Below are 12344 nucleotides of genomic sequence, written 5' to 3' on the forward strand. Positions count from 1 at the left end.
TGCGGCGGCGGCGTCAGCCCGGGCAGCGGCGGCACCGGCCCCGTCGGCCTCCCGGGCACGCCGGGCGTCCCGGTGGCACCCGCAGCTCCGGAACCCCCGCGGGCACCGGAAGCCCCGCCGGCCCCCGGACTCCCGGGCGCACCGGAAGCCCCCGGCCCGGAACCGGGCGCCCCCGAAACACTGGAGTCCTCGGAAGCCCCCGCCCCCCGCCCCGAGCTCGCGTTGCCCGAGGCGTTCTGCGTGTACCAGGCCGGCGGCGCGTAGTCGATGGTGAACTCGCCCGTCACCTCCGCTGCGGACTCCGCGTCGGGCTGGTCATCGCCGGGTGTCGCCCAGCCCCCGCGGATCCCGTCCCGATCGCTGCTCACAGTGTTCCTCCTGGTGTGGTCGAGCACCCTCATGCCGTGCTGGGGCGACCCTTGCTTGTCGTCCGACGTCGTGCGAAGTCGTTTGAGGCGTATCGAGGTCGTCCGAGGTCGTCCGCTCCACAGGCTCCCCCGCCTTCCCCCCTGGGACGCCCGCGCCCACCACGGGTTCTGACGGCGCGCCCCGTCCCAGCCTAATCACCACAAGCCCCGCCACGGCAGGCCCGTCCACCCCCGAGCAGCTGTCCGCCGCGTCACAACCTGCCCAGAAGGTGCCCGGAAGTGACGTATACGGCACGCATTTTGGTGAAGAAAAAGGACGACACGTGTGAAGAGTCGTGAACCGCCTTGCGGAACAGTCGCCTTGACGTCATGAGGAAGCAGTCGCCTTGAGGCGTGGGAGACATGCGACGAGGGGTGGCCGTTTCACCGGCTCACCCCTCGTCGTCCACCGTGACACCTACTGCCCGGTGTCAGGTCCTCCGCCGCGGGCCCCCGGCTCAAGATCGAACTCCCCGTCCCGGGCCCCCAGCACGAACGCCCGCCACTCCGCCTCCGTGTAGCGCAGCACCGTCTCCGGGTCGAGCGACGACCGCATCGCCACGGCCCCCTCGGGCAGGTAGGCGATCTCGACCCGCTCCTCGTGCCCCTCGGTGCCCGGCGCGCTGTGCCACTCGACACCGGAGATGTCGAGGGCGTAGAGCTCGTCCCGCTCCCGCTCCTTGCGCGCCTTGATCTCCTCAGCCGTCTCCGCCATGCCGCAGCGACCCCTTCCCGACGTACGAACGATCCGAATCTGCTCACCCTAGTGGCCCCCTCCGCTCCGGCCGGGAGGTTCGGAGGACCAGGGCAAAGAGGACCCCGGCCGCCTGGTACGCTGGTCGACGGCCGTTTGTGTACGCACCCCCGGAGCGCCGCTCTGGAGGCCGCGCCCAGCGGATCCCCGCCTTCCGAGTCATGGAAGCTCCCCCGAGACACAGACCGGGGGCACTCGGTGGCCATCACAGACTACGAGGAGTACGCGTGCCGCTCGACGCCGCTACGAAGAAGCAGATCATCACCGAGTTCGGCCAGAAGGAGGGCGACACCGGCTCCCCCGAGGTCCAGGTCGCCATGCTCTCGCGCCGCATCTCGGACCTGACCGAGCACCTCAAGACCCACAAGCACGACCACCACTCCCGCCGTGGTCTGCTGATCCTCGTGGGTCAGCGTCGCCGCCTTCTCCAGTACCTGGCGAAGAAGGACATCCAGCGCTTCCGCGCGCTGGTCGACCGCCTCGGCATCCGCCGCGGTGCGGCGGGCGCCAAGTAAGACGCCGTGAGGGGAGCGGTTCCCGGGAAATGGGGGCCGCTCCCTTTGCTGTACGTGCGGAGTGTCACCACTGCTTTGTAGTGTGGTAGCACAACGCCATACGGACGACACAGCACGACAAGAAGAGGAGGGGCGCACCCAGCCGCCGCCGGTCCTCGGTAGTGGCCCCCGGGAGAGTGAACCCCGGGTGCTTCGATCGAAGACCGGCCCGCACAGCACGGCGCGCTTCTCCGCAACCGTCCCCCTGCCACACGGGCCGGGAGACGAGGACGAGGAGAAAACACTAGTGGAGAACGAGACCCACTACGCCGAGGCCGTCATCGACAACGGCGCCTTCGGCACCCGCACCATCCGCTTCGAGACGGGCCGCCTGGCCAAGCAGGCCGCCGGCTCCGCCGTGGCGTACCTGGACGACGACACCATGGTGCTGTCGGCCACCACCGCCTCCAAGAACCCCAAGGACCAGCTCGACTTCTTCCCCCTCACGGTGGACGTCGAGGAGCGGATGTACGCCGCCGGCAAGATCCCCGGCAGCTTCTTCCGCCGTGAGGGCCGTCCCTCCGAGGACGCGATCCTCACCTGCCGCCTGATCGACCGCCCCCTGCGCCCGTCCTTCAAGAAGGGCCTGCGCAACGAGATCCAGGTCGTCGCCACGATCATGGCGCTCAACCCCGACCACCTGTACGACGTCGTCGCGATCAACGCGGCCTCGGCGTCCACGCAGCTGGCCGGCCTGCCCTTCTCCGGCCCGATCGGCGGCGTCCGCGTCGCGCTGATCCGCGGCCAGTGGGTCGCCTTCCCGACGCACACCGAGCTTGAGGACGCCGCGTTCGACATGGTCGTCGCGGGCCGCGTCCTGGAGGACGGCGACGTCGCGATCATGATGGTCGAGGCCGAGGCCACCGAGAAGACCATCAAGCTGGTCGAGGGCGGCGCCGAGGCGCCGACCGAGGAGGTCGTGGCCGCCGGTCTGGAGGCTTCGAAGCCCTTCATCAAGGTGCTCTGCAAGGCCCAGTCGGACCTCGCCGCCAAGGCCGCCAAGCCGACCGGCGAGTTCCCGATCTTCCTCGACTACCAGGACGACGTCCTGGAGGCGCTCACCGCCGCCGTCAAGCCGGAGCTCGCCTCCGCGCTGACCATCGCCGGCAAGCAGGAGCGCGAGTCCGAGCTGGACCGCGTCAAGGCGCTCGCTGCCGAGAAGCTCCTGCCGGAGTTCGAGGGCCGCGAGAAGGAGATCTCCGCCGCGTACCGCTCGCTGACCAAGACCCTGGTCCGTGAGCGCGTCATCAAGGAGAAGAAGCGCATCGACGGCCGCGGTGTCACCGACATCCGCACCCTGGCCGCCGAGGTCGAGGCCATCCCGCGGGTTCACGGCTCCGCCGTGTTCGAGCGTGGCGAGACCCAGATCCTGGGCGTCACCACCCTGAACATGCTCCGCATGGAGCAGCAGCTGGACACCCTGTCGCCGGTGACGCGCAAGCGCTACATGCACAACTACAACTTCCCGCCCTACTCCACCGGTGAGACGGGCCGCGTCGGCTCCCCCAAGCGCCGCGAGATCGGCCACGGCGCCCTCGCCGAGCGCGCCCTCGTGCCGGTCCTGCCGACGCGCGAGGAGTTCCCCTACGCGATCCGTCAGGTCTCCGAGGCGCTGAGCTCCAACGGCTCGACGTCCATGGGCTCGGTCTGCGCCTCCACCATGTCGCTGCTGAACGCCGGTGTGCCGCTGAAGGCCCCCGTCGCCGGTATCGCCATGGGCCTGATCTCCCAGGAGATCGAGGGCGAGACGCACTACGTCACCCTCACCGACATCCTCGGTGCGGAGGACGCCTTCGGCGACATGGACTTCAAGGTCGCCGGCACGAAGGACTTCGTGACCGCCCTCCAGCTCGACACCAAGCTGGACGGCATCCCGGCCTCCGTCCTGGCCGCGGCCCTCAAGCAGGCCCGTGACGCCCGCCTCCACATCCTCGACGTGATGATGGAAGCGATCGACACGCCGGACGAGATGTCCCCGAACGCCCCGCGGATCATCACCGTCAAGATCCCCGTGGACAAGATCGGCGAGGTCATCGGCCCCAAGGGCAAGATGATCAACCAGATCCAGGAGGACACCGGCGCCGACATCACGATCGAGGACGACGGCACGATCTACATCGGCGCGGTCGACGGACCCTCCGCCGAGGCCGCCCGCACCACGATCAACGGCATCGCCAACCCGACCATGCCGGAGGTCGGCGAGCGCTACCTGGGCACGGTCGTGAAGACGACCACCTTCGGCGCGTTCGTGTCGCTGCTCCCGGGCAAGGACGGTCTGCTGCACATCTCGCAGATCCGCAAGCTGGCCGGCGGCAAGCGCGTGGAGAACGTCGAGGACGTCCTCGGTGTGGGCCACAAGGTCCAGGTCGAGATCGCCGAGATCGACTCCCGCGGCAAGCTCTCCCTGATCCCGGTCATCGAGGGCGAAGAAGACGACGAGAAGAAGGACGACGGCGACAAGTGACGTCCCGCGGCTTCCAGGCGACGGCCCGCACCTCCTCGGAGGCGCGGGCCGTCGCCCGTACCCAAACCCTCATCAAGGGCCAGAACGGCATCGGCACGGTCCGCAAGACCACCCTCCCCGGCGGCCTGCGCATCGTCACCGAAACCCTGCCCTCGGTCCGCTCCGCGACCTTCGGCATCTGGGCGCACGTCGGCTCCCGCGACGAGACCCCGGCCCTGAACGGCGCCACCCACTACCTGGAGCACCTGCTCTTCAAGGGCACCGGCCGCAGGTCCGCCCTGGACATCTCCGCCGCGCTGGACGCCGTCGGCGGCGAGATGAACGCGTTCACGGCGAAGGAGTACACGTGCTACTACGCACGCGTGCTCGACACCGACCTGCCGCTCGCCATCGACGTCGTATGCGACATGCTCACGGGCTCCCTCATCCTCGAAGAGGACGTCAACGTCGAGCGCGGCGCGATCCTCGAAGAGATCGCCATGACCGAGGACGACCCGGGCGACTGCGTGCACGACCTGTTCGCGCACACGATGTTCGGCGACAACCCCCTCGGCCGCCCGGTCCTCGGCACGGTCGACACGGTCAACGCCCTCACCGCCGACCGCATCCGCCGCTTCTACAAGAAGCACTACGACCCCACGCACCTGGTCGTCGCCTGCGCCGGCAACATCGACCACGCCAAGGTCGTACGCCAGGTCCGCACCGCCTTCGAGAAGGCCGGTGCCCTCAAGGACCTGGCCGCCGACCCCGTCGCCCCGCGCAGCGGCAAGCGCGCCCTGCGCACCGCGGGCCGCGTCGACCTGATCGACCGCAAGACCGAGCAGGCGCACGTCGTGCTCGGCATGCCCGGCCTGTCCCGCACGGACGAGCGGCGCTGGGCCCTGGGCGTGCTGAACACCGCCCTCGGCGGCGGCATGTCCTCCCGCCTCTTCCAGGAGGTCCGCGAGAAGCGCGGCCTGGCCTACAGCGTGTACTCGTACACATCCGGCTTCGCCGACTGCGGCCTGTTCGGCGTCTACGCCGGCTGCAGGCCCTCGCAGGTGCACGACGTGCTGAAGATCTGCCGCGACGAACTCGACCACGTCGCCGAGCACGGCCTCTCCGACGACGAGATCGCACGGGCCATCGGCCAGCTCCGGGGCTCCACGGTCCTCGGCCTGGAGGACACCGGCGCGCTGATGAACCGTATCGGCAAGAGCGAGCTGTGCTGGGGCGAGCAGATGTCCGTCGACGACATGCTGGCCCGGATAACGTCGGTCACCCCGGACGACGTCCGCGAGGTCGCCCGCGAGATCCTGGGACGGCGGCCCTCCCTGTCGGTCATCGGCCCGCTGAAGGACAAACAGGCGGCCCGCCTGAACGACGCCGTCGCCTGACCAATCCCTCCTGACCAATCCCTGGTGAAGGAAGCACAAGAGATGAGCAAGCTGCGCGTGGCGGTCCTCGGCGCCAAGGGCCGGATCGGCTCGGAAGCCGTACGAGCCGTCGAAGCCGCCGACGACCTCGAACTGGTCGCCGCCCTCGGCCGGGGCGACAAGCTGGAGACCCTGACCGAATCGGGCGCCCAGGTCGCGGTCGAACTGACCACGCCCGACTCGGTCATGGCCAACCTCGAGTTCTGCGTCGGCCACGGCATCCACACGGTCGTCGGCACCACCGGCTGGACCGACGAGCGCCTCGCGCAGCTGGACGGCTGGCTGTCCGCCTCCCCGGAGACGGGTGTGCTCATCGCGCCGAACTTCTCCATCGGGGCCGTACTGAACATGAAGTTCGCGCAGATCGCGGCACCGTACTTCGAGTCGGTGGAGGTCATCGAGCTCCACCACCCGAAGAAGGTCGACGCCCCGTCGGGCACCGCTACGCGCACCGCCCAGCTCATCGCGTCGGCTCGTGCCGAGGCGGGTGCCACCCCGGCACCGGACGCCACGGAGACGGCCCTGGACGGCGCGCGGGGCGCGGACGTCGACGGCATCCCCGTGCACTCCGTCCGCCTGCGCGGCCTGCTGGCTCACCAGGAGGTCCTGCTGGGCGGCGAGGGCGAGACGCTGACCATCCGCCACGACTCGCTCCACCACAGCAGCTTCATGCCGGGCATCCTGCTCGGCGCCCGCCGCGTGGTGAGCACCCCGGGCCTGACATTCGGCCTGGAACACTTCCTGGACCTGAACTGAGTCTCTGACCGTCATGCGCGCGAAGCTCACCTACGCCCTCACGGCCGCCGTCCTGGTCGTCTACTTCGTCCTGGTCGGCAGCCGCGGCGTCCTGCTCATCGAGACCGGCACGCCCCTCACCGTCACCTTCGGTGTCGCGGTGCTGATCCTGCCGGTCATCGGTCTGTGGTTCCTGTGGAAGAACACCCAGTTCGCCCGCAAGGCGAGCCGACTCGCCGCGGAACTCGACGCCGAGGGCGGTCTGCCCGTCGACGAACTGCGGCGCACCCCCAGCGGGCGCATCGACCGCGACTCGGCCGACGAGGTCTTCGCCAGGCGCAAGGCCGAGACGGAGGACGCCCCCGACGACTGGCGCACCTGGTTCCGCCTCGCCGTCGCCTACCACGACGCCCGCGACACCCCGCGCGCCCGCAAGGCGATGCAGCGCGCGATCGCGCTGCACGACGGCAAGCAGCCCGAAGCGGCCTGAACCGCACCCTCTCCTCATGCCGGCGGGGCCGGACCGTACGAACGGTCCGGCCCCGCCGGCATGAGAAGAGTGAGGTCAGCGCGGGCCGTACTCCTCGGCCCACGCCTCGACCGAGTCCGCCGCCCGGTCGAAAGCCACCGCGCGGCCCAGGAAGTCCGCGTTGTGCGTCGTCATCAGGGGCGGCATGCCGCCCGCTTCCTGACGTCCGAGCAGCAGCGCCTGCCCCTGCACGGTCCGCGGCAGCCCCAGCCAGCGCACCGGCTGCTGCACCGTCCGCACGGAGACGACCTGCGCCCAGGGCGCCGTACGCGTCGTGAGGAAACCCACGTGCCGCAGCCCGCGGGCGCTGACCCACACGCCCATGCGCAGCAGCCGCAGCGCCGCGGCGATGACGAGCAGCGCGAGGGCGAACACGACCCCGGCCGACGTCAGTTCGGCCGTCGCGGCGATGATGACCGCCGCGAACAGCACGAACGAGGCGAGCAGCAGCGCCAGCGCCGCGACTGCGACGCGCCACGGCCCGGGCCGGTACGGCCGCCGCCAGCGGTCACGGTCGTCGTAGGGCAACGGAACGTCGTCCGCTGCCTCGAAAACGCGGTCGGCCGTCAGGAAGGGCAGGGGCACGGCTGGTCCTCACTCGATCCATGCGTGGGCTGTGCCCGGTGAGGCTACCGATCTGTGTCCCCGGTCACCACTGTCGGGGGGCCGGATGGAGTCACCGCCGGTGCGGTGCGGTTCAGCGCCTCTCGGACGCCTGCGACTGCTGAGGCTGATCAGCCGTCTTGTCGGGCGTCAGCGCGGGAGTCCCGATGAGCAGGGACCCCACGAGCCCCGCCACGATGGTGAGCCCCAGCAGCCAGCGGCCGGCCACCTCACCGACGGACGACCGCTCGCGCGGTGGGGGAGTGACATTGCTGCGGAACCTGTCGGCCTCGGCGACGAAGGCAAACGGTACGGGTTCACGCCGACCGAACATCAGGGGTACGTCTCCTTCAAGGGTGGAACGGATCACTTTCGTCTGTAGAGACGAACGAACTCCCTCAGAGGTGCCCTGTTTCACCAACTTCATTGCGGCACGCCACCGATCGCACTGAATTGGCCGGGCCGTAGAGTGGCGTCGCCACACGACGAGATGGGAAGGCCCTGCCAATCGTGACCGACACCCCCGCCGACGACCTCAAGCCCAGCTACCGCAGCGATGTCACCGTCGAGCTGGTCAAGCACACCGCGTCCGACGCGGACGTCCTCTTCGCCGCCCGTGTCTCGACCCTGGGCGAGCAGTCCCTGGACGAGCTGAAGAAGGACCCCGAGCGTTCCAAGGGCCTGATCAACTATCTGATGCGGGACCGGCACGGCAGTCCCTTCGAGCACAACTCGATGACCTTCCTCATCAGCGCCCCGATCTTCGTCTTCCGCGAGTTCATGCGGCACCGCGTCGGCTGGTCGTACAACGAGGAGAGCGGCCGCTACCGCGAGCTCCAGCCCGTCTTCTACGTCCCGGACGAGTCCCGCAAGCTGGTCCAGGAGGGCCGCCCGGGCAAGTACGTCTTCGTGGAGGGCACCCAGGCCCAGCAGGAGCTCGTCGGCCGTGTGATGGAGGACTCGTACCGGCAGGCGTACGAGGCGTACCAGGAGATGCTCGCCGCGGGCGTCGCCCGCGAGGTGGCCCGGGCGGTCCTCCCGGTCGGCCTGTACTCGTCGATGTACGCCACCTGCAACGCCCGCTCGCTGATGCACTTCCTCGGTCTGCGCACCCAGCACGAGCTGGCGAAGGTCCCGTCCTTCCCGCAGCGCGAGATCGAGATGGTCGGCGAGAAGCTGGAGGCCGAGTGGTCCCGGCTCATGCCGCTCACGTACGCCGCCTTCAACGCGAACGGACGCGTGGCGCCGTAACAGGCCCCCCGGCCCCCGGCCAGGTACAGATGTACGGTTCAGCCGCGCGAAGTGTCCGTATTGCGGCATTTGGAGAAGTTCATCTAGCCTGATCAAACGGGTCCGGCACTGCTTGAACCCCCGAGCAGGCAGTGCCGGGCTCCACCTTTGTCGCGACTTGTCACCTGCCCCGCGGGCAGACCCGGTCCTGAGCAACGAGTAGCGTGTAACCCATGGCTCCGACCTCGACTCCGCAGACCCCCTTCGGGCGGGTCCTCACCGCCATGGTCACGCCCTTCACGGCGGACGGCGCACTCGACCTCGACGGCGCGCAGCGGCTCGCCGCCCACCTGGTGGACGCAGGCAACGACGGCCTGATCATCAACGGCACCACCGGCGAGTCCCCGACCACCAGCGACGCGGAGAAAGCGGATCTCGTACGGGCGGTCCTGGAGGCGGTCGGAGACCGCGCCCACGTGGTGGCCGGAGTCGGCACCAACGACACGCACCACAGCATGGAACTCGCCCGAGCGGCGGAGCGCACCGGTGCGCACGGCCTGCTCGTCGTGACCCCGTACTACAACAAGCCCCCGCAGGAGGGCCTCTACCGGCACTTCACGGCCGTCGCCGACACCACCGGCCTCCCGGTGATGCTCTACGACATCCCCGGCCGCAGCGGCGTCCCGATCAACACCGAGACGCTCGTCCGCCTCGCCGAGCACCCGCGGATCGTCGCCAACAAGGACGCCAAGGGCGACCTCGGCCGCGCCAGCTGGGCCATCGCCCGCTCCGGCCTCGCCTGGTACTCCGGCGACGACATGCTGAACCTGCCCCTGCTCTCGGTCGGCGCGGTCGGCTTCGTCTCCGTCGTCGGCCACGTCGTCACCCCCGAGCTGCGCGCCCTGGTCGAGGCGTACACCTCGGGCGACGTCCAGAAGGCCACCGAGATCCACCAGCAGCTGCTCCCTGTGTACACGGGTATGTTCCGCACCCAGGGCGTGATGACGACCAAGGCGGCACTCGCCTTGCAGGGACTGCCCGCCGGGCCGCTGCGCGCCCCCATGGTCGAGTGCGCGCCCGAGGAGATCGAACAACTCAAGATCGATCTTGCCGCCGGCGGGGTACAGCTCTGACATCAGACTTCGCGCGGATCCCCGCGCAACTGCTTCACAACTGAATAAGCGGGCCACCGGTGCCCGCACACCCCACACAGACAACTGCTTCTGCACGAACGTCACGCGCGCCACGTGCCCCACCGGTACGTGGCGTGCGTGGTGAGGAGAGTCTTTTGAGTCATCCGCATCCCGAACTCCGCACGCCCCCGCCGCTCCCCGAGGGCGGCCTGCGCGTCACTCCGCTCGGCGGCCTCGGCGAAATCGGCCGGAACATGACGGTCTTCGAATTCGGCGGCCGCCTCCTGATCGTCGACTGCGGAGTGCTCTTCCCCGAGGAGGAGCAGCCCGGCATCGACCTGATCCTGCCGGACTTCTCGTCCATCAGGGACCGCCTCGACGACATCGAGGGCATCGTGCTCACGCACGGCCACGAGGACCACATCGGCGGTGTCCCCTTCCTCCTGCGCGAGAAGCCGGACATCCCGCTGATCGGCTCCAAGCTGACCCTCGCCCTCATCGAGGCCAAGCTCCAGGAGCACCGCATCCGCCCCTACACGCTGGAGGTGGCGGAGGGGCACCGCGAGCGCATCGGTCCCTTCGACTGCGAGTTCATCGCGGTCAACCACTCCATCCCGGACGCGCTGGCCGTGGCCATCCGCACCCCCGCGGGCATGGCGGTCCACACCGGCGACTTCAAGATGGACCAGCTCCCGCTGGACAGCCGGCTCACGGACCTCCACGCATTCGCACGCCTGAGCGAAGAGGGCATCGACCTGCTCCTCTCGGATTCGACGAACGCCGAGGTGCCGGGCTTCGTCCCGCCCGAGCGGGAGATCTCCAACGTCCTGCGCCAGGTCTTCGCGGGCGCCCGCAAGCGCATCATCGTCGCGAGCTTCGCCAGTCACGTGCACCGCATCCAGCAGATCCTGGACGCCGCGCACGAGTACGGCCGCCGCGTCGCCTTCGTCGGCCGCTCCATGGTCCGCAACATGGGCATCGCCCGGGACCTGGGCTACCTGCGGGTTCCCCCGGGCCTGGTCGTCGACGTCAAGACGCTCGACGACCTCCCGGACAGCGAGGTGGTCCTGGTCTGCACGGGCTCCCAGGGCGAACCGATGGCGGCCCTGTCCCGCATGGCCAACCGCGACCACCAGATCCGCATCGTGCAGGGCGACACGGTGATCCTGGCGTCGTCCCTGATCCCCGGCAACGAGAACGCGGTCTACCGCGTGATCAACGGCCTCACCCGCTGGGGCGCCAACGTCGTCCACAAGGGCAACGCCAAGGTCCACGTCTCCGGCCACGCCTCCGCGGGCGAGCTGCTGTACTTCTACAACATCTGCCGCCCGAAGAACCTGATGCCGGTGCACGGCGAATGGCGCCACCTGCGCGCCAACGCCGAGCTGGGCGCCCTGACCGGCGTCCCGCACGACCGCATCGTCATCGCCGAGGACGGCGTCGCCGTCGACCTCATCGAGGGCAAGGCCAAGATCTCCGGCAAGGTCCAGGCGGGCTACGTCTACGTCGACGGTCTCTCGGTCGGCGATGTGGGCGAGCCGGCCCTGAAGGACCGCAGGATCCTCGGTGACGAGGGCATCATCTCCGTCTTCCTGGTCATCGACTCGTCCACCGGGAAGATCACCGGCGGCCCGCACATCCAGGCCCGGGGCTCCGGAATCGAGGACTCCGCCTTCGCTGACGTGATCCCCAGGATCACGGAGGTACTCGAACGCTCCGCCCAGGACGGCGTGGTCGAACCCCACCAGCTCCAGCAGCTCGTACGCCGCACGCTGGGCAAGTGGGTCTCGGACACCTACCGCCGCCGCCCGATGATCCTGCCTGTGGTCGTGGAGGTCTGACGGCCCGTCGGGTCTGAGCCGACGCCAACTGGGAGCGGGGCGCCTCGATTTGCATCGAGGCGCCCCGCTCCAGTAGGTTTACAACTCCTCCCGACGGGGCACCCGGGCCAACTCAGGCACCAGGGACCATGCCCGGCCGGGGAGGGAAATCCGACTCAGAACTTCTGATAAAGTCGGAACCGCCGGAAAGGGAAACGCGGAAGCGGGAACCTGGAAAGCACCGAGGAAATCGGATCGAGAAAAGATCTGATAGAGTCGGAAACGCAAGACCGAAGGGAAGCGCCCGGAGGAAAGCCCGAGAGGGTGAGTACAAAGGAAGCGACCGTTCCTTGAGAACTCAACAGCGTGCCAAAAGTCAACGCCAGATATGTTGATACCCCGTCCATCGGACAACCGATGGTCGAGGTTCCTTTGAAATAACACAGCGAGGACGCTGTGAACGGTCGGGCCTATTCCGCCTGACTGTTCCGCTCTCGTGGTGTTGCACCGGATTACCGGTACACATTCACGGAGAGTTTGATCCTGGCTCAGGACGAACGCTGGCGGCGTGCTTAACACATGCAAGTCGAACGATGAACCACTTCGGTGGGGATTAGTGGCGAACGGGTGAGTAACACGTGGGCAATCTGCCCTGCACTCTGGGACAAGCCCTGGAAACGGGGTCTAATACCGGATACTG

General features: G+C 68.9%; 11 protein-coding genes, 1 rRNA gene and 2 pseudogenes. 10 read left to right on the forward strand and 4 right to left on the reverse strand.

Annotated elements, in window-relative coordinates; all coding sequences use genetic code 11:
- Positions 1-264 (forward strand): annotated as a pseudogene (locus GTY56_RS41645) (hypothetical protein); the annotation flags it as partial.
- A gap of 23 nt (positions 265-287) precedes the next feature.
- Here GTY56_RS41645 and GTY56_RS41650 read toward each other — a convergent pair.
- Together GTY56_RS41650 and GTY56_RS26175 are read right to left on the reverse strand one after the other, a co-directional pair.
- Positions 288-401 (reverse strand): annotated as a pseudogene (locus tag GTY56_RS41650) (hypothetical protein); the annotation flags it as partial.
- Positions 402-825: 424 nt separating this feature from the next.
- Entirely contained in the window at positions 826-1122 is a 297-nt protein-coding gene (locus tag GTY56_RS26175) for a DUF397 domain-containing protein (protein WP_161367778.1), read from the reverse strand.
- Between the two features lie 266 nt (positions 1123-1388).
- On the opposite strand from GTY56_RS26175, the gene rpsO reads away from it, so the two are divergent.
- The 5 genes from rpsO (at position 1389) to GTY56_RS26200 (ending at position 6819) form a co-directional block, all read left to right on the forward strand.
- Positions 1389-1676: a 30S ribosomal protein S15 gene (gene rpsO / locus GTY56_RS26180; RefSeq protein WP_003993372.1), complete on the forward strand. Its 288-nt coding sequence runs from the start codon at positions 1389-1391 to the stop codon at positions 1674-1676.
- A gap of 286 nt (positions 1677-1962) precedes the next feature.
- Positions 1963-4179, forward strand: a complete 2217-nt coding sequence (locus tag GTY56_RS26185; RefSeq protein ID WP_161367779.1) for a polyribonucleotide nucleotidyltransferase — start codon at positions 1963-1965, stop codon at positions 4177-4179.
- Positions 4176-5555: an insulinase family protein gene (locus GTY56_RS26190; RefSeq protein WP_161367780.1), complete on the forward strand. Its 1380-nt coding sequence runs from the start codon at positions 4176-4178 to the stop codon at positions 5553-5555. Before GTY56_RS26185 ends, GTY56_RS26190 begins: the two co-directional genes overlap by 4 nt.
- A 42-nt stretch (positions 5556-5597) precedes the next feature.
- Complete coding sequence (gene dapB / locus GTY56_RS26195; protein WP_161367781.1) at positions 5598-6350, forward strand: 4-hydroxy-tetrahydrodipicolinate reductase; 753 nt, start codon at positions 5598-5600, stop codon at positions 6348-6350.
- A gap of 13 nt (positions 6351-6363) precedes the next feature.
- Complete coding sequence (locus tag GTY56_RS26200; RefSeq protein WP_062929404.1) at positions 6364-6819, forward strand: tetratricopeptide repeat protein; 456 nt, start codon at positions 6364-6366, stop codon at positions 6817-6819.
- Positions 6820-6894: 75 nt separating this feature from the next.
- On the opposite strand, the gene GTY56_RS26205 is transcribed toward GTY56_RS26200, so the two are convergent.
- Positions 6895-7443 carry an SCO5741 family PH domain-containing membrane protein gene (locus GTY56_RS26205; protein WP_161367782.1) on the reverse strand — a complete coding sequence of 183 codons (549 nt, stop codon included), beginning with the start codon at positions 7441-7443 and terminating at the stop codon, positions 6895-6897.
- A gap of 112 nt (positions 7444-7555) precedes the next feature.
- The gene (locus GTY56_RS26210; protein ID WP_107459137.1) at positions 7556-7795 is read right to left on the reverse strand and encodes a hypothetical protein; all 240 of its coding nucleotides are present in this window, start codon (positions 7793-7795) and stop codon (positions 7556-7558) included.
- A 176-nt stretch (positions 7796-7971) separates the two neighbouring features.
- Here GTY56_RS26210 and thyX point away from each other — a divergent pair, with 176 nt between their 5' ends.
- The 4 genes from thyX to GTY56_RS26230 all read left to right on the forward strand — a co-directional run.
- Positions 7972-8712: an FAD-dependent thymidylate synthase gene (thyX, locus tag GTY56_RS26215; protein ID WP_161367783.1), complete on the forward strand. Its 741-nt coding sequence runs from the start codon at positions 7972-7974 to the stop codon at positions 8710-8712.
- A gap of 212 nt (positions 8713-8924) precedes the next feature.
- Entirely contained in the window at positions 8925-9824 is a 900-nt protein-coding gene (gene dapA / locus GTY56_RS26220) for a 4-hydroxy-tetrahydrodipicolinate synthase (protein WP_161367784.1), read from the forward strand.
- A 155-nt stretch (positions 9825-9979) separates the two neighbouring features.
- On the forward strand, positions 9980-11665 hold the full coding sequence (locus GTY56_RS26225; RefSeq protein WP_033313012.1) for a ribonuclease J: 1686 nt from the start codon (positions 9980-9982) through the stop codon (positions 11663-11665).
- Between the two features lie 504 nt (positions 11666-12169).
- A 16S ribosomal RNA gene (locus GTY56_RS26230) occupies positions 12170-12344 on the forward strand; the annotation flags it as partial.

The sequence above is a fragment of the Streptomyces sp. SID5643 genome (genome assembly GCF_009872555.1).
GTDB lineage: Bacteria > Actinomycetota > Actinomycetes > Streptomycetales > Streptomycetaceae > Streptomyces > Streptomyces iakyrus.